We start from the raw sequence: 18016 nt of genomic DNA, 5'->3' as shown, positions 1-18016 counted from the left end.
GGGGGCACTTCAAAGATGGCGTCCGGCAACAGACTGAGTCCGATCCCGCATCCGCCGACGAAGCCGGTGGTCGGCAACATGCTGTCGCTGGATTCGACCGCGCCGGTGCAGCATCTGGTGAAGCTCTCCAAGGAGCTCGGGCCGATCTTCTGGCTCGACATGATGGGTTCGCCGATCGTGATCGTCTCTGGCCACGATCTGGTCGACGAGCTCTCCGACGAGAAGCGCTTCGACAAGGCGGTGCGCGGCTCGCTGCGCCGCGTGCGCGCGGTCGGCGGCGACGGGCTGTTCACCGCCGACACCAAGGAGCCGAACTGGAGCAAGGCGCACAACATCCTGATGCAGCCGTTCGGTAACCGCGCCATGCAGTCGTACCACCCCAGCATGGTCGATATCGCCGAGCAGCTGGTCAAGAAATGGGAGCGCCTCAACGCCGACGAGGAGATCGAGGTCGTCCACGACATGACGGCGCTGACCCTCGACACGATCGGGCTCTGCGGCTTCGACTACCGCTTCAATTCGTTCTACCGCCGCGACTACCACCCTTTCGTGGAATCGCTGGTGCGCTCGCTCGAGACCATCATGATGACCCGCGGCCTGCCGCTCGAGGGTCTGTGGATGCAGAAGCGGCGCAAGACGCTCACTGACGACGTCGGCTTCATGAACAAGATGGTCGACGAGATCATTGCCGAGCGGCGCGGCAATGCCGACGTGACCAGTGACAAGAAAGACATGCTGGCCGCGATGATGACCGGCGTCGACCGGGCAACTGGCGAGCAGCTCGACGACGTCAACATCCGCTACCAGATCAACACCTTCCTGATCGCCGGCCACGAGACCACCAGCGGCCTGTTGTCGTGCACGATCTATGCGCTGATGAAGCATCCCGAGGTGCTGAAGAAGGCCTATGAGGAGGTCGACCGCGTCCTCGGTCCCGACCTCGATGCGAGGCCGACCTATCAGCAGGTCACGCAGCTCACCTACATCACGCAATGCCTGAAGGAGGCGCTGCGGCTGTGGCCGCCGGCGCCGGCCTACGGCATCGCGCCCCTCAGCGACGAGACCATCGGCGGAAAGTACAAATTAAAGAAGAACACTTTCATCACCGTGCTGGTGATGGCGCTGCATCGCGACCCCTCGGTCTGGGGAGCGAAACCCGACGTGTTCGATCCGGAGAATTTCAGCCGCGAGGCGGAGGCCAAGCGTCCGATCAACGCCTGGAAGCCGTTCGGCAACGGCCAGCGCGCCTGCATCGGCCGCGGCTTTGCCATGCACGAGGCGGCGCTCGCAATCGGCATGATCCTGCAACGCTTCAAGCTGCTCGACGTGCATCGCTACCAAATGCATCTGAAGGAGACGCTGACGGTCAAGCCCGACGGCTTCAGGATCAAGGTACGGTCACGCGACGACAAGGATCGCGGCGCGTTCGCCGGCAGCACGGGCGCGGTTGCGGCTGCGCCGAAGACGCCGCGCGCGCCGACCACGCGCCCCGGCCACAACACGCCGATGCTGGTGCTCTACGGCTCCAACCTCGGCTCGGCCGAGGAGCTGGCGACCCGCATGGCGGATCTGTCCGAGATCAATGGTTTCGCAGTGCGTCTCGGGCCGCTGGATGATTATGTCGGCAAGCTGCCGGAGGAGGGCGGCGTCCTGATCATCTGCGCCTCTTACAATGGGGCGGCGCCCGACAATGCCACGCAATTCGTCAAATGGCTCGAAAGCGATCTGCCGAAGGACGCCTTCGCGAAGGTGCGCTATGCGGTGTTCGGCTGCGGCAACAGCGATTGGGCCGCAACCTACCAGTCGGTGCCGCGCTTCATCGACGAGCAATTGACCAGGCATGGCGCGCGCGCCGTCTATCCGCGCGGCGAGGGCGATGCGCGCAGCGATCTCGATGGCCAGTTCCAGAAATGGTTCCCGGAGGCGGCGAAGGTCGCGACCAAGGAATTCGGCATCGACTGGAATTTCACCCGCACCGCCGAGGACGAGCCGCTTTATGCGATCGAGCCGGTGGCGCAGGGCGCGGTCAACACCATCGTGACGCAGGGCGGCGCGGTGCCAATGAAGGTGCTTGCCAACAACGAGCTGCAGAACAAGGAGGGCGCCCATCCGTCGGAGCGCTCGACCCGGCACATCGAGGTCGAGCTGCCGGCCAATCTCAGATATCGCGTCGGCGATCATCTCAGCGTGGTGCCGCGCAACGACCCGACCCTGGTCGATTCCGTGGCGCGCCGGTTCGGCTTCCTGCCGGCCGACCAGATCCGCCTGCAGGTGTCGGAAGGCCGCCGCGCGCAACTGCCGGTCGGCAACGCGGTGTCGGTTGGGCGGCTGCTCACCGAGTTCGTCGAGCTGCAGCAGGTCGCGACCCGCAAGCAGATCCAGATCATGACGGAGCACACCCGCTGCCCGGTGACCAAGCCGAAGCTGATGGCCTATGTCGGTGACGATGAGGCCTCGGCCGGGCGCTACCGCACCGAGGTGCTGTCCAAGCGCAAATCGGTGTTCGACCTGGTCGAGGAATATCCGGCCTGCGAGCTGCCGTTCCATCTTTACCTTGAGATGCTGTCGCTGCTGGCGCCGCGCTACTACTCGATCTCGTCGTCTCCGGCCGGCGAGGCACAGCGCTGCAGCGTCACGGTGGGCGTGGTGGAAGCCCCCGCAAGCTCAGGCCGGGGCATCTACAAGGGCGTCTGCTCGAACTACCTGGCGCGCCGCCGCGCCGGCGACACCGTCCACGCCACCATCAAGGAAACCAAAGCCGGCTTCCGCCTGCCCGATGACAACGGCGTGCCGATCATCATGATCGGGCCGGGCACGGGCTTGGCCCCGTTCCGCGGCTTCCTGCAGGAGCGCGCCGCGCGCAAGTCGCATGGCGCGACGCTGGGCCCTGCGATGCTGTTCTTCGGCTGCCGCCATCCGGAGCAGGATTTCATCTATGGAGATGAGCTGAAGGCTTTTGCAGCCGACGGCGTCGGCGAACTCTACACCGCTTTCTCGCGTGCCGATGGGCCGAAGACCTATGTGCAGCATCTCGTCGCCGCGCAGAAGGATCGGGTCTGGGAGCTGATCGAGAAGGGCGCAATCGTCTATGTCTGCGGCGACGGCAGCAAGATGGAGCCCGACGTCAAGGCGACCCTGATGTCGATCTATCGCGAGCGCGCCGGCGCCGACGCCGATGCCGCTGCGCGCTGGATCGAGGAGATGGGCACCAGGAACCGTTACGTGCTGGACGTCTGGGCCGGCGGCTAGCCTCGGCGCCGGGGACGACGGTGATGCGGTTGAGGGTGGGTTTCTTCCCCATCGTCGTCCCGGCGAAAGCCGGGACCCATAACCACGGGGTTGAGTCGTTGAAGAGGGCTGTGGCCCCAGCGGTGCGCAACAATTACCTTCGGTGGTTATGGGTCCTGCTCCCGTGCGCAATTGCGCACTAGGCAGGGACGACACCGAGTTTGTTGCGCCACTCGTGAGTCACATTCTCTGGGCGCTAGCTTCGCCCGCCCTGACGCCCATGTTACAAGCCGCCGCATGATTCCATGGGAAAAGATCGATACCGCGCGCATTCCCGGCACCGAAGGCGAATTGCGTCTGATGCGGCGCGGCCGCGAATTCTCGATCATGCTCGGCACCAACGAGCTGATGAACAGCCGCCTGTCGGGCTCGGAAGCCGCACTGGCGACGCTTGCTGCGAAGAAGATCGAGAAGACCGCGAAGCCGCATTTTCTCATCGGCGGGCTCGGCATGGGCTTTACGCTGCGGGCGGCGCTCGCCGTGCTCGGACCCGAAGCGCAGATCATGGTGGCCGAACTGGTGCCAGCAGTCGTTGCCTGGGCGAGGGGCCCGATGGCGGAGATCTTCGGCGACAGCCTGAACGATCCGCGCGTCAGCATTCAGGAGGTTGACGTTGCCGATGTGATCGAGCGCCACCCGGGCACCTTCGATGCCATTCTCCTCGATGTCGATAACGGGCCCGAGGGCCTGACCCGCGAGGCCAATGACGCGCTGTATGGTGTCTCCGGACTCAAGGTCGCGCACACCGCGTTGCGGCGCGGCGGCGTGCTCGCGGTCTGGTCATCAGGGCCGAATGCCAAATTCCCGAAATCCCTGTCCCGGGCCGGGTTCGCCGTCAACGAGATCGCCGTGCGCGCCACCGGCCGAGGCCGCGGCGTACGCCACGTGATCTGGATCGCAGTCAAGCAATAGCAGGCGTCGCTATTGCGACGCAGCAAGGCTGCCGGGGCTCCCCGTTCGGTTCGATTGTATTGAAAATCAAGGGCTGTTGGGCTTCACTCGACGGCACCGAAGCCTCGAGCCCTTGGTCTGTCGGATGCAGGCGACGTCGAATTTTGGGGTGCAGGAGACGCACGGGATCCTGAACCGCTTCCAGGCCGAATTCCGCGGCTCGAGCGAGGGGCTCGGCTGGTCGTCCGCGTATGCCTCGGTCCAGCGTGAACGGCCGTTTGACGGGCACTTCCACGCGCTATCCGACAATCTGATGGTGCTGCATCGGGGCGGCCCCGTCGACATCACCTATGTGATGGACGGCAAGTCGGTCGCCCGACAGATTCCGCGCGGCGGCGTGTTCTTCCTGCCGGCGGGACATGCCTGCAACGTCGTCCTGCGTGAAGCGCTGGAATCCACCCACATCTATCTGCGGTCCGACCTGTTCGCGGGCCGGGACGGGGCCCCCAGCCTGATCGGCGGGCTCGCGCCGATGCTCGGTGATCAGGATGCCGTGCTGGAGCATCTCGCTGCGGCGATCGGCGACACCATCACCAGCAGCCTGCCGGCCTCGTCGCTGTTCGTCGATCCGATCGCGCAGGCGATCGCCAACCGCTTTGTTGCGATCAATTTCCACAAGCCGAGCGTGGAGGCCGGCAAGCATCCGAACCTGCTCAGCAACAGGCAGATGGCGCGGATCCGCGAATTCGTCGACACCAATCTCGAGACCGATATCCGGCTCGACCAGCTGGCGGAGCTTTGCGGCCGCAGCACCGAATATTTCGTGCGCCTGTTCAAGGCGACCAGCGGCATCTCGCCCTACCAATATGTGATCAATCTGCGCATCGAGCGCGCCAGGGCGTTGCTCGCCGACGAGACGCAGAGCCTGGCCGACATCGCGCTGGCCTGCGGCTTCTCCCACCAGGAGCATTTTACGCGCATGTTCCGCCGCTTCACCGGCGTGACGCCGGGACGATACCGGCGCAGCCATTAGGGCGTGTACTCATAAATCTGGTACGCGCGTGCGCGGGATAGCGAGGTCCGAGGTGCCCTCAAAAGTAGACATCGACGATGCCTAAGTGAATGTCTGCAAAGGGCCAGAAGGACACGCAGTCCTGCGTTGATCCATGTCAAAGTATGAGCGGTTGCGACGTCTGATCTTTTCTACGTGCTGCGCATATTGCGTATCAATTGATGAGGGTCCCCATGCGAAAAAAATGCGATTTTCAAAAAACCGCGACCGATGGCATCCACGCGGGACGAGACCACACCGACCCGATGCTCAGCCGTCGTGCCGTAGCTCTGGGCGGGCTCGGGCTGGCCGCTGCGCTCATTCCCTTGCCGGGCCGGGCATGGGACGGCCCGCTGACGGACGTCGTCGAGGGGACCGAGGATTTCGTCGTCGCATCGGATGCCTACATCTTCGGCTATCCGCTCGTGACCATGGAGATGACGCGGCGGGTGATCACCAACGTCGCCAAGCCCGAGGGCACGCGCGGGCCGATGGGTACCCTTATCAAGCTGCGCGAATACCCCAACGCCAGCTTCCGCGACATTACCGCCCCGAATGCCGACACGCTCTACACGACGGCGTTCTTCGATGTCGGCGACGAACCTTGGGTGCTGAGCTCCCCCGACATGAAAGGCCGCTACTTCCTGCTGCCTTTCCTGAGCGGATGGACAGATGTGTTTCAGGTTCCCGGAACCCGGACCACAGGCACGCAAGCCCAGACCTTCTTGATCACGGGTCCCGGCTGGTCGGGCACGGTCCCGGCAGGCATGTCGCAGCTCAGGTCGCCCACCGCCATCGTATGGCTCCTTGGACGCATCTATTGCACCGGCACCTCGCAAGACTATGCCGAGGTGCACGCGTTGCAGGACCAGTTCAAGTTGCAGCCGCTGAGCACTTGGGGCAAGGACTACACCCCGCCGCCAGGCAAAGTCGATCCATCCATCGACATGAAGATGGCAGTGCGCGATCAAGTCAACCGTCTCTCGGCCACTGAGTATTTCACGCTGCTGGCCGATCTGCTGAAAAGAAATCCACCTGCACCGGCAGACGCACCCGCCCTGAAACGGTTCGAGCGGATCGGCCTCGTTGCGGGGCAGAGCTTCGACCCGAAGGCTCTCGACAGCCGTTGGGATAAGCGGCTGCCGCAGCTCTCGTACGATCGGATCATGCTACACTTCCTCAGCAGGGATGGCGAAATTACGCGGCAGAACGGCTGGTCATTCACCACAAAGGCGGGCGTTTATGGCACCAACTACCTCCAGCGAGCATTGATCGCCGCCCTCGGGCTTGGTTGCAACCGGCCGCAGGACGCCATCTATCCGACCTCCATGAAGCCTTCGCTGTTGGAGGATTACGACGGAAAATACAGGTACATCCTGCGCTTCGAAAAAGGGCAGATGCCGCCGGTGAAGGGTTTTTGGTCGCTGACTATGTATGATGAAGGCATGTTCTTCATCGCCAACCCGATCAACCGCTATTCGATGAGCATGAGGACCAACCCCAAATACGAGCCCGACGGTTCGCTCTTGATCTACATCCAGAACGAAAGCCCCGGCTCGGACAAGGAGGCCAACTGGCTTCCGGCTCCGAAGGGAAAGTTTCACCTGATGTTGCGCCTGTACTGGCCGGACGAGAACAATCCCTCGATCATCGATGGGTCATGGGTGATCCCGCCGGTGACCAAGGTAATCTAAGGCTTGGGCGCGCGAGGTGCCGTCTCCTTAGCGGAGGCGGCATCTCGTTGATGGCCCCATCTCCGGCGCATGTCGGTTGTGGGTCACAAGACGACATCCTTGCGGTCGGGCCGCCCTCCGCTCTACCTCTTGAAAGCGGACATCCCGGGTTTATGAGTACGCGCCCTAGCTCCCGGCGATGGCGACTGGGTCAGGCGCGGGCGCATAGCCGGCCCCGTTTCGACGGATGATTTTTCCGGTTTTGTGCAGATTTTCTCCGGTTTCGTGCAGGCCCGCCGCGGCTGCCCGCCGCTAGCATTCTCCCAACAAGACGAGATCGCCGGTTCGCCGGCCCGGGAGGAATGCCATGAGCGTCGCAATGCCCGATGCCGGAGTCGCATCCGCCGCACCCGTTGCGGCAGCCGGTGATGCCGGCCAGGGCGCCTTTGCCTATTGCTCGCAGCAATATCGCGTGGTGTTCGGCGCCGGCACCTCGGCGCGGCTTGGCGAGGAAACCGAGCGCCTTGGCATCAAGCGGGCGCTGGTGCTCACGACCCGCGAGCAGCAGGATCTCGGACGTCAGTTGGGTGCCGGCCTCGGCGATAGACTCGCCGGCCTGTTCGCCGGCGCGCGCATGCATACGCCGGTCGAGGTCACCAACGAAGCGCTTCGCATCGTGGAATCCCACGACATCGACGGGCTGGTCGCAATCGGCGGCGGTTCGACGGTCGGGCTCGGGAAGGCGCTGTCGCTGCGCACCGGGCTGCCGCACATCGCGATGCCGACCACCTATGCCGGCTCGGAGATGACGCCGATCCTCGGTGAGACCACCAACGGCATCAAGACCACACAGCATTCCCAGGATCTGGTGCCAGACGCCGTCATCTACGACGTGGATCTCACCGTCAGCCTGCCGCCGCACATCTCCGCCGCCAGCGGCCTGAACGCGATTGCCCACGCGGTTGAGGCGCTTTATGCGCCCGACGCCAATCCGCTGACCTCGCTGATGGCGGAGGAAGGCATCGCCGCGCTCGCCCGTGCGCTGCCGCGCATCATGACTGCGCCTGCCGATCCTGGCGCGCGGCGCGATGCGCTCTATGGCGCCTGGCTGTGCGGGGTCTGCCTCGGCGCGGTCGGCATGTCGCTGCATCACAAGCTCTGCCATGTGCTGGGCGGCATGTTCGACCTGCCGCACGCCGAAACCCATGCGATCGTGCTGCCGCACGCCGCCGCCTACAACGCAGCCGCCGCGCCGGAGGCGATGAGCCGCGTCGCGCGAGCGCTGCACAGCGCCAACGCACCGCAGGGCCTGTTTGATCTTGCCCGGCAGCTCGCGCTGCCGCGCGCGCTCTCCGACATCGGGATGCCCGAGGGCGGCATCGCTCGCGCCGCGGAGATGGCGGTGCGCAACCCCTATGCCAACCCCAGACCGGTCGATCGCGCCCCGATCGAGCAATTGATCGCGGCAGCCTGGCGCGGCGACGCGCCCGTGCAGCACTGACCTTCACCAGATCAAGGAAACACGATGGCCAATTTCAACGAGCATGATCTCACCGACGAGGTGCTTCGCAGCTTCGCCAACACGCCGAACAAGCGGCTGAAGTTCATCATCGAGGAGACGGTCAAGTCGCTGCACGATCTGGTGCGCCGCACCGAACTCACCTTCGAGGAATGGAATCAGGCAATCGAGTTCCTGACCCGCACCGGCCAGACCTGCACGCCGCTGCGCCAGGAGTTCATCCTGCTCTCCGACGTGCTCGGCGTCTCGATGCTGGTGGACGCCGTCAATCACCGCGAGCGCGAAGGCGCGACCGAGACCACGGTGCTTGGCCCGTTCTATGTCGGCGAGCACCGCGTCACGCCGCACGGCGCCAACATTTCGGAAGGCATCGACGGCGAGGTGATGTTCGTGCAGAGCCGCGTCACCGACCTCGCCGGCAAACCGCTCGCCGGTGCCGAGATCGACGTCTGGCACGCCGACGACGACGGCTTCTACGATTCGCAGAAGGCGGATTATGCGACCCACGGCCCATCGTTGCGCGCACGCTTCGTCACCGATGCCGATGGCCGCTTCTCGTTCCGCACCATCCTGCCGTGCAGCTATCCGATCCCGACCGATGGCCCTGTCGGCGATCTCATCACCGCCACACAGCGTCATCCGATGCGGCCCGCGCACGTCCACTTCCTGGTCAAGGCCGAAGGCTACGAGCCGCTGATCACCCACGTCTTCCTCGATGGCGACCAATATCTGCGCAGCGACGTGGTGTTCGGCGTCAAGGACGAGCTCATCGCGCGCGTCGAGCCCCGCAGCGAACCGGCGTTGCCGAATGGCGACCGCGTGTCCGCACCGTGGCACCTGATGACCTACGACTTCCAGATGAGGCCCGGCGTCGGGCTGGTGCCGAAGCCGATGATGGCCGCGGAATGACGATCGCAACCAACACGACGACCAGGGAGAGGATGATGACCAGCAAACCGATCGAGACCGACGTGCTTGTCGTCGGCAGCGGCCCGGCCGGCGCGACGGCGGCGGCGCTGCTCGGCATGTACGGCGTCAAGCACATCATGGTGACCAAATACGGCTGGCTCGCCGACACGCCGCGTGCTCACATCACCAACCAGCGTGCGATGGAGGTGCTGCGCGATCTCGGCCTCGAGGACAAGGCGGTCGCGCAGGCGGTGCCGCAGCATCTGATGGCCAACAACGTGTTCTGCGAGAGCCTCGCCGGCGAGGAGTTCGGCCGGCTCTACTCCTGGGGCAATCATCCCTCGCGCAAGGCGGATTACGATCTCGCCAGCCCGACCCGGATCTGCGACCTGCCGCAGAATTTCCTGGAGCCGATCCTGATCGAGGCCGCCGGCCAGCGCGGTACGTCGCTGTGCTTCAACACCGAGTTCGTCGACCTGGTGCAGGATGCCGACGGTGTCGCGGCAACGGTGAAGGATCGGCTATCCGGCGAGACCTACCAGATCCGCGCCAAATATCTGATCGGCGCCGATGGCGGCCGCAGCCGCGTCGCTGAGGTGATCGGGCTGCCGATGGAGGGCCAGATGGGACGCGCCGGCAGCATGAACATCATCGTGCAGGCGGATCTGAGCAAATACGTCGCGCACCGGCCGAGCGTGCTGTACTGGGTGCTGCAGCCCGGCGCCGAGATCGGCGGCATCGGCGCCGGCCTGATCCGCATGGTACGGCCGTGGAACGAATGGCTGATCATCTGGGGCTACGATATCGAGCAGGGCGAGCGCAGGCTCAGCAATGACGAGGCGATCTCGATCGTACGCAATCTCGTCGGCGACGAGACGCTCGAGGTCAAGGTGACCTCGACCTCGACCTGGACCGTGAACGAGATGTATGCGGGCCACTACGCGTCTGGCCGCGTGTTTTGCGTCGGCGATGCCGTGCACCGGCATCCGCCGACCAACGGCCTGGGCTCCAACACCTCGATCCAGGATGCATACAATCTCTGCTGGAAGCTCAAGCTGGTGCTGGAGGGCCACGCGGCGCCGTCGCTGCTCGAGACCTATTCGGTCGAGCGCCAGCCGGTCGGCAAGCAGATCGTGACCCGCGCCAACAAGAGCATCGGCGATTTCCCGCCGATCTTCGAGGCGGTGGGGCTCGTCGCCTCGACCGATCCGGCCGAAGCGCGCAAGGCGATCGCCGCGCGCAAGGCGCCGACCGCCGAGGGCAAGGCACGCCGCAAGAAGCTCTATGAGGCCATCGCCAACAAGAGCTACGAGTTCAACTGCCACGGCGTCGAGATGAACCAGCGCTACGGCTCGACCGCCGTGGTGTCCGATGGCACGCCGATGCCGGCCTTCACCCGCGATCACGAACTCTATTATCAGGCCACCACCTGGCCGGGCGCGCACTTGCCGCATGTCTGGGTCGAGCATCAGGGCCAGCGCAAGTCGACGCTCGATCTCACCGGCAGGGGCCGCTTCACGCTGCTCACCGGGATTGGCGGCGACGGCTGGAAGATGGCCGCTGCCGCGGTCGAGAAGGCCTACGGCCTGCCGGTCGATGTGGTGACCATCGGCCCGCAAGGCTGCGATGCGCTCGACATCTATGCGGACTGGTATCGCCAGAGCGAGGTCGACGAGGACGGCTGCGTGCTGGTGCGTCCCGACACGTACGTCGCCTGGCGCACCAGGGAGGCGGCGGCTGACGCCTCCGACGTGTTGCTCGACGTGTTTGGCCAGATCCTCGGCCGCAGCGCGAAGGCGCAGACGAAGTCCATCGCCGCCGCGTGATGCGGCGCGACGCCGGTAATTTCTCAGAACGGAATGAACGGCAGCCGGTGTGAAACCGGCTTGCCTCAAGGGAGGGGAAAATGACCAAGGACCATTTGAACGCCAAGGACCACTTGAACGCATTGTCTTTCGATCGCCGCCGCGTGCTGCAGGGCATCGCCGGTGGTTTCGCGGCCGCAGGTACGACGACATTGTTTGCGCCGGCCGTGCGGGCCGCCAACAAGCCGATCAAGATCGGCTATGTCTCGCCGAAGAGCGGTCCATTGGCTGCCTTTGCCGAAGCCGACGATTTCGTGCTGGGCGAGTTCAGAAAGTTCATCAAGGATGGCGTCAAGGTCGGATCGCAGACCTATTCGGTCGAGGTGGTGACCAAGGACAGCCAGTCGAATCCGAACCGCGCCTCCGAGGTCGCCAAGGAGCTGATCACTCGCGACAATGTCAGCCTGATCGTGGTCGGCGCCACGCCCGAGACCAACAATCCGGTGGCGACGCAGTGCGAGCTCGAGCAGGTGCCGTGCATCTCTTCCGTCGCGCCGTGGCAGACCAACTTCATCGGCCGGCAGGCCAATCCGGGCGATCCGAAGAGCTGGAAGCCGTTCGAATACACCTTCCACTATTTCTGGGGGCTCGAGGACGTCATCGGCGTCTTCACCAGCATGTGGAGCCAGGTCGCGACCAACAAATCGGTCGGTGCGCTGTTTCCGAACGATGCCGACGGCAACGCCTGGGGCGACACCACGATCGGCTTCCCGCCTGTGATGGCCAAGCAGGGTTTCAAGCTCACCGATCCCGGCCGCTTCCAGAATCTGACCGACGATTTCAGCTCGCAGATCGCGGCGTTCCGCGGTGCCGATGCCGAGATCATCACCGGCGTGATCATCCCGCCCGACTTCACCACATTCTGGAACCAGGCGCGGCAGAAGGGGCTGAAGCCGAAAGTCGTGTCGGTGGCCAAGGCGTTGCTGTTCCCGGCGTCAGTGCAGGCGCTGGGCAAGGGCGGCAACAATATCTCCACCGAAGTGTGGTGGACGCCGACGCATCCCTACAAGTCGAGCCTCAGCGGCGTCAGCGCAGCCGATCTCGCCAAAGGATATGAGCAGGCGTCCGGCAAGCAATGGACCCAGCCGATCGGCTTCGTGCATTCGCTGTTCGAGGTCGCGATCGATGCCATCAAGCGCTCTAGCGACCCGGCCGATGGGGCAGCACTGGCGAAAGCGATTGGCGCCACCAAGCTCGATACGATCGTGGGCCAGATCGCGTTCGGCTCCAGCGCGGTGCCGCCGTTCGCGGCGAAGAATATCGCCAAGACGCCGCTGGTCGGCGGCCAGTGGCGGCTCAATGGCGACAAGTACAACATGGTGATCACCGACAACAAGCTGGCGCCGCAGATTCCGCTCGGTGGCGACATGCAGGCGCTGAGCTAGCGGGCGCATTCCAGAGAGTTGTCTTTCCGGAGATGCGCGGCAACCCCGCGCATATCCTCGAAGCAAATTGATGTGGTGAGCGACCATGCTCGAACTCCATGCCATCTCGAAAAGGTTCGGCGCCATCGTCGTTGCCGACGCGATCGACCTGACGCTTGTGTCCGGCGAGGCGCTGGGTGTGATCGGGCCGAACGGCGCCGGCAAGTCGTCGCTGTTCAATCTGGTCACGGGGCTGCTGCGGCCCGATGCCGGCCGCATCGTCCTCGACGGCGTCGACATCACAGGTCTCTCTTCCGAGGCACGCTGCCGCGCGGGCATCGGGCGCTCATTCCAGATCCCGCAACCGTTCGACCATCTCTCGGTGTTCGAGAACCTTGCGGTCGCCGCGCTGTTTGGCGGCGGCCTGTCGGAGGCGGATGCGGTCCAGCATTGCGGCCGCATGCTCGATCTGACCGGCCTCGAGGCCAAGGCCAACCGGCTTGCCGGGAGCCTGCCGCTGCTCGATCGCAAGCGGCTCGAACTGGCGCGGGCGCTCGCTACCCGACCGCGCACGCTGCTGCTCGACGAGATCGCCGGCGGCCTCACCGATGCCGAATGCCATGAACTGGTCGAGACCATCCGCACCATCCACGCCGAAGGCGTCGCCATCATCTGGATCGAGCACGTGGTGCACGCGCTGCTCGCGGTGGTGCAGCGGCTGGTTGTCTTGAACTTCGGCAAGGTCGTCGCCCAGGGCGCACCAGTCGAGGTGATGCGCTCGCGCGAGGTTGAGACCATCTATATGGGCGTGCCGGCATGACCGCGCTGCTCAATGTCACTGCGCTCGATGCGTTCTACGGCGATTTCCAGGCGCTGTTCGGGATCGACTTCGAACTGCAAGAGGGCGAGGCGGTCGCGGTGATCGGCGCCAACGGCGCCGGCAAGTCGACCATGCTGAAGTCGCTGGCCGGGCTCGTGAAGAGCAGCCCCGATTCGATCCGCCTGAGTGGGCGGGCGATCGGCGATGCGTCCGCCGCCAGCATCGTGCGGCTCGGCCTCGCGCTGGTGCCGGAGGGCCGACAATTGTTTCCCTCGCTCAGCGTCGAGGAGAACCTGCTGATCGGCGCCTATGGCGGCGAACGCACCGCGCCGTGGGACCTCGCCGCGGTTTACCGCATGTTCCCGGTGCTGAAGGAGCGGCGGCGCGGCGCCGTGACGGCGCTGTCGGGCGGCCAGCAGCAGATGGTGGCGATCGGCCGTGCGCTGATGTCCAACCCGTCGGTCCTGCTCTGCGACGAGATCAGCCTCGGCCTCGCGCCGATCGTGGTGGAGGACATCTACCGCATGCTGCCGCAGATCCGCTCGGGCGGCACCGCGGTCGTGCTGGTCGAGCAGGACATCGCCCGCGCATTGCGGGCGGCGGATCGCTTCTACTGCCTGCAGGAGGGACGGGTGACACTGAGCGGACGGCCAAAGGATGTGGATCAGGACACGATCCGCGCGGCCTATTTCGGAACGTGAGGGAGCGATGAGCGGGTTCGACACCATCATCGAAGGCGTGCTGCTCGGCGGCGTCTATGCGCTGTTCGCGCTTGGCTTGTCGCTGATCTTCGGCATCATGCGCCTTGTCAATCTGGCGCATGGCGATCTGATCCTGCTTGCGGCCTATCTGGTGCTCAGCGCCACCACGGCGCTCGGTCTGCCGCTTGCGGCCGCATCCCTGCTGGTCGTCGTGGCGATGTTCGCGCTCGGCTTCGTGCTGCAGCGGCTGGTGCTGGAGCGGGTGCTCGGCGACGACATCCTGCCGCCGCTGCTCGTCACCTTCGGCCTGTCGATCGTGATCCAGAACGGGCTGCTGCTCGGCTACGGCGCCGACAGCCGCCGCCTGCAGGCAGGCGCCTTCGAATCCTCATCGGTGACGCTGGCCCCGGGCCTGAGCGTCGGACTGGCGCCGCTGACCGCGCTGGTGACGGCGATCGCCGCCGTCGCGCTGCTGCAGCTGATCTTCTATCGCACCTCGCTCGGCCGCGCCTTCCGCGCCACCGCCGACAATCCCGCGATCGCGCAATTGATGGGCGTCAATGAGCGCAATGTCTACGCCATCGCGGTGGGACTATCGCTTGCGGTGTCGGTGATCGCCGCGATCGTGTTCGGCATCCGCGCCAGCTTCGATCCGTCGATCGGCCCGGCGCGGCTGCTCTACGCGTTCGAGGCCGTGATCATCGGCGGCCTCGGCAGCCTGTGGGGAACGCTGGCCGGTGGCATCGTGCTCGGGCTCGCCCAGGCGATCGGAGCGCGGATCAATCCGGAATGGCAGATCCTGGCCGGCCATCTCGCCTTCCTTGCCGTGCTGATGGTGCGGCCGCGCGGTCTGTTCCCGGCGAGGCGGACATGAGTGTCGAAAGCATCCGTATCCCGGCAAGCCGGGAGGAGCGCCCGGCGGACGCGCCGGTGTGGCAGGTTCGGGTCGGCACGCGGCTGTCGCGCATTGCGGCTGTGGCCGGCATCGCGCTGGTCGTGGTGCTGGCCGCGCTGCCTGCGATCGCATCACGCAACCTGATCCAGGACCTGATCTTCGTCTTCACCATGCTGACCTTGGCGCAGCTCTGGAACGTGCTGGCCGGCTGGGGCGGGCTGGTGTCGGTCGGGCAGCAGGCGTTTGTCGGGCTCGGCGCCTATGCGCTGTTTGCCGGCATCGTGATGGCCGGACTCGATCCTGTCGCGGCGATCCCGCTGGCTGGTCTGTTCGCGGCGCTGGTCGCGGCGGTGCTCGGGCCGCTGCTGTTCCGGCTGGAAGGGCCATATTTCGCGATCGGCAGCTGGGTCGCCGCCGAAGCGCTGCGGCTGATCTGCGCGCAGTTCAAGTCGCTCGGCGGCGGCACCGGGATGTCGATCTCGCCCAACGAGCTGTCGCAGATGGTCGGGCTGAAGGCGGTGCAGGCGCTGCTCGGCCTGCGGCCGGCGGCAGCGCGCGACGTGCTGGTCTACTGGCTTGCGCTGCTAATCGCCGTGCTGGTGACGCTCGGCATCTACGCCTTCATGCGTTCGCGGCTTGGGCTCGCGCTGGCGGCAAGCCGCGACAATGCGGCGGCGGCGCGCAGCGTCGGCGTGCGCACCGCGCGGATCCGCCACGTGCTGTGGATCGCGGTTGCCTTCGCGACCGGCATGGTCGGCGCGCTGGTCTATCTGCAGAAGGCGCGGATATCGCCCGACGCCGCGTTCAGCGTCACCGACTGGACTGCCTATGTGATCTTCATCGTGGTGATCGGCGGCGTACGCACCATCGAGGGACCGATGGTCGGTGTGCTCCTGCTCTGGGGGCTCCTGACCTATCTCGCCCAGTACGGCAGCCTGTATCTGGTGGTGCTCGGCACGCTCGCCATCCTGATCATGCTGTTCATGCCGAGGGGCGTGTGGGGCGCAGCGGCGCGCCGCTGGCAGCTCCAGCTGTTCCCGACGCAGCGCTGGCTTGGCCGCGGCCGATAGGTCCGGTTGCGCGATCCACGTCGTCACACCGTCATCCTGAGAGAGTGTGAATGTATGACTCTCGATGACGCAACATACTCGATGTCGTCCCGGCGAAAGCCGGGACCCATAACCACCGAAAGTCATTGTTGCGCTACGCTACGGCCACACCCTTGTTCAACAACTCAACCCTGTGGTTATGGGCCCCGGCTTTCGCCGGGACGACGAGGGAGAAATTCGCTGCCTCCCCGAGCACCTAAGGATGACTGGACTAACAGCGACGCGTCGTTTTGGCTTTCGCCAGGACGACGCCGGAATCGTGTCTCGCTATCGCGCGCCTCAAAACATCGTGTTGTTGTTCGCCGGATTTTCCGGAACGGGCTGCACCACGTCCCAATGCTCGACGATCTTGCCGTCCTCGAGCTTGAAGATGTCGACAATCGCATTGCCGCGGGTGCCGGGCTCGCGCACGGCATGGACGTGCAGGATCACGTAGTCGCCATCGACGAACGAACGCTTGATCTCGCTGTGCGAGTTCGGAAACTTCTCGCGCAGGAAGCCGATGAACTTGCGGAAGCCCTCTGGGCCGTCGGCCGCGCCGGGATTGTGCTGCACATAGCGGTTGCCGACATAGGCGAGCGCCGCGCCGGCGTCCTTCTGGTTCAGCCCCTTCTCGTAGAAGGCCAGCACCGCCTTGCGGTTGGCTTCCTGCTGCGCTTCGCTGGTGGCGGCCATCGCGGCGGAGGACGCGAGCGCGAGGAGGAGAGCGGCGACCGCTGTCCGCGGCCGGAGGATGGCGTTCATCTGGTAACTCCCGAGGCTGATGGCGTGCGACCCGCACGCCGCACTGCGCTCTCTACAGCCTCTACGCGGCGCCCGGAAGAACGCACCCCTGGCTCACATGGTTACCAGAAGATACCGGAACCCCGTTCCGATTGAATCGGAACGGGGTTCTCGATTCTGGTTTTGGACGCGTTTTCTTCACGCGAACCGGTATCCACTTCGCTCGAAGACGCTCCGGCCTCACGCCGCCTTGGCGGCCGCACCATGCGCGTGCCTGTCGATGGCATCGATGATCTGCGGCCACATCGGGATCGGCAGCGCATGGCCCATACCCTCGACCATCACGAGCTTTGCGCCCGGGATCGAGACCGCAGTGTCCTTGCCGCCTTCGGGATGCACCAGCGGATCGACGGTGCCGTGGATCACCAGCGTCGGCGCCTTGACGCCGCGCAGCCGTTCCTTGCGGCTGCCGGAGGCGAGGATGGCGCGCAGCTGGCGGCCGACGCCTTCCGGATTGAGGCCGCGCTCAAAGGTGCGCCGCGCGCGCTCGGGGTCGAGCGCCTCATCCTCCGGGAACGAGCCGTTGCGCAGCACCTTCCAGGTCTGACCGAAGCGCGCGAAATACTCCTCCTTGCTCTTCGGTGGCGGCGCCATCAGCACCGCGGTCGCCTCGCGGGTCGGCCCAGGTATCTTCGGGTTGCCCGTAGTCGACATGATCGAGGTCAGCGAGCGCACGCGCTCGGGGAAGGTGATCGCAACCTCCTGCGCGATCATGCCGCCCATCGAGGCGCCGACCAGATGCGCGGTGCGGATGCCGAGTGCGTCCATCAAGCCGACGGTGTCCCGCGCCATGTCGATCAGCCGGTACGGCGCCGCGACCGGGATCTTCAGGAAGCGCAGCTTGAGCAGCTCGAGCGCGGACAGCCGCTTGCCGCCGCTCAGGCGGGAGGACTTGCCGATATCCCTGTTGTCGAATCGGATCACGCGAAAGCCGCGCGCGGCGAGCTGGCGGCAGAATTCGTCGTCCCAATGGATCATCTGGGCGCCGAGCCCCATGATCAGCAGCAGCGGCTCGGCATTCGCATCGCCAAAAATCTCGTAGCAGATGTCGATGCCATTGGCGCGGGCGAGCTGCGGCGGCTGATGGGCGAGCGTGGTCACGGGCATCCCCTGCTGGTATCGCGGTCAGGAACCTCTATGCCACGCTT

Annotated in this window: 14 protein-coding genes; 12 read left to right on the top strand and 2 right to left on the bottom strand. The window is 65.2% G+C overall.

Annotation, left to right across the window (positions count from 1 at the left end; genetic code table 11):
* Positions 1-15 precede the first annotated feature (15 nt).
* From K359_RS0103365 to K359_RS0103310, 12 genes are all read left to right on the top strand, one after another.
* The gene (locus K359_RS0103365) at positions 16-3249 is read left to right on the top strand and encodes a bifunctional cytochrome P450/NADPH--P450 reductase (protein WP_029078080.1); all 3234 of its coding nucleotides are present in this window, start codon (positions 16-18) and stop codon (positions 3247-3249) included.
* Between the two features lie 276 nt (positions 3250-3525).
* Positions 3526-4200 carry a spermidine synthase gene (locus K359_RS0103360; protein ID WP_029078079.1) on the top strand — a complete coding sequence of 225 codons (675 nt, stop codon included), beginning with the start codon at positions 3526-3528 and terminating at the stop codon, positions 4198-4200.
* Between the two features lie 124 nt (positions 4201-4324).
* Positions 4325-5212 carry a helix-turn-helix domain-containing protein gene (locus K359_RS0103355; protein WP_029078078.1) on the top strand — a complete coding sequence of 296 codons (888 nt, stop codon included), beginning with the start codon at positions 4325-4327 and terminating at the stop codon, positions 5210-5212.
* Between the two features lie 284 nt (positions 5213-5496).
* Positions 5497-6924 carry a DUF1254 domain-containing protein gene (locus K359_RS0103350; protein ID WP_035976079.1) on the top strand — a complete coding sequence of 476 codons (1428 nt, stop codon included), beginning with the start codon at positions 5497-5499 and terminating at the stop codon, positions 6922-6924.
* A 358-nt stretch (positions 6925-7282) separates the two neighbouring features.
* Complete coding sequence (locus tag K359_RS50960) at positions 7283-8404, top strand: maleylacetate reductase (RefSeq protein WP_051345995.1); 1122 nt, start codon at positions 7283-7285, stop codon at positions 8402-8404.
* A gap of 24 nt (positions 8405-8428) precedes the next feature.
* The gene (locus K359_RS0103340) at positions 8429-9331 is read left to right on the top strand and encodes an intradiol ring-cleavage dioxygenase (RefSeq protein WP_029078076.1); all 903 of its coding nucleotides are present in this window, start codon (positions 8429-8431) and stop codon (positions 9329-9331) included.
* Between the two features lie 35 nt (positions 9332-9366).
* Entirely contained in the window at positions 9367-11157 is a 1791-nt protein-coding gene (locus K359_RS50955) for an FAD-dependent monooxygenase (protein ID WP_051345994.1), read from the top strand.
* An 80-nt stretch (positions 11158-11237) separates the two neighbouring features.
* Entirely contained in the window at positions 11238-12581 is a 1344-nt protein-coding gene (locus K359_RS0103330; protein ID WP_084518252.1) for an ABC transporter substrate-binding protein, read from the top strand.
* Positions 12582-12666: 85 nt separating this feature from the next.
* Positions 12667-13380: an ABC transporter ATP-binding protein gene (locus K359_RS0103325; protein WP_029078074.1), complete on the top strand. Its 714-nt coding sequence runs from the start codon at positions 12667-12669 to the stop codon at positions 13378-13380.
* Positions 13377-14081, top strand: a complete 705-nt coding sequence (locus K359_RS0103320) for an ABC transporter ATP-binding protein (RefSeq protein ID WP_029078073.1) — start codon at positions 13377-13379, stop codon at positions 14079-14081. Before K359_RS0103325 ends, K359_RS0103320 begins: the two co-directional genes overlap by 4 nt.
* Positions 14082-14088: 7 nt before the next feature.
* The gene (locus K359_RS0103315; protein WP_029078072.1) at positions 14089-14955 is read left to right on the top strand and encodes a branched-chain amino acid ABC transporter permease; all 867 of its coding nucleotides are present in this window, start codon (positions 14089-14091) and stop codon (positions 14953-14955) included.
* Complete coding sequence (locus K359_RS0103310; RefSeq protein WP_156928337.1) at positions 14952-16046, top strand: branched-chain amino acid ABC transporter permease; 1095 nt, start codon at positions 14952-14954, stop codon at positions 16044-16046. Before K359_RS0103315 ends, K359_RS0103310 begins: the two co-directional genes overlap by 4 nt.
* 318 nt (positions 16047-16364) lie before the next feature.
* Here K359_RS0103310 and K359_RS0103305 read toward each other — a convergent pair whose 3' ends face one another.
* Both K359_RS0103305 and K359_RS0103300 read right to left on the bottom strand, forming a co-directional pair.
* Positions 16365-16760 carry a nuclear transport factor 2 family protein gene (locus tag K359_RS0103305; RefSeq protein WP_371261125.1) on the bottom strand — a complete coding sequence of 132 codons (396 nt, stop codon included), beginning with the start codon at positions 16758-16760 and terminating at the stop codon, positions 16365-16367.
* A 288-nt stretch (positions 16761-17048) separates the two neighbouring features.
* Complete coding sequence (locus K359_RS0103300) at positions 17049-17975, bottom strand: alpha/beta fold hydrolase (protein WP_156928336.1); 927 nt, start codon at positions 17973-17975, stop codon at positions 17049-17051.
* Positions 17976-18016: the final 41 nt, after the last annotated feature.

This window comes from Bradyrhizobium sp. th-b2 (assembly GCF_000426785.1).
GTDB classification, from domain to species: domain Bacteria; phylum Pseudomonadota; class Alphaproteobacteria; order Rhizobiales; family Xanthobacteraceae; genus Bradyrhizobium; species Bradyrhizobium septentrionale.
Note: the sequence above shows the minus strand (reverse complement) of the source record. Positions and strands in the feature narration are given on the sequence as shown.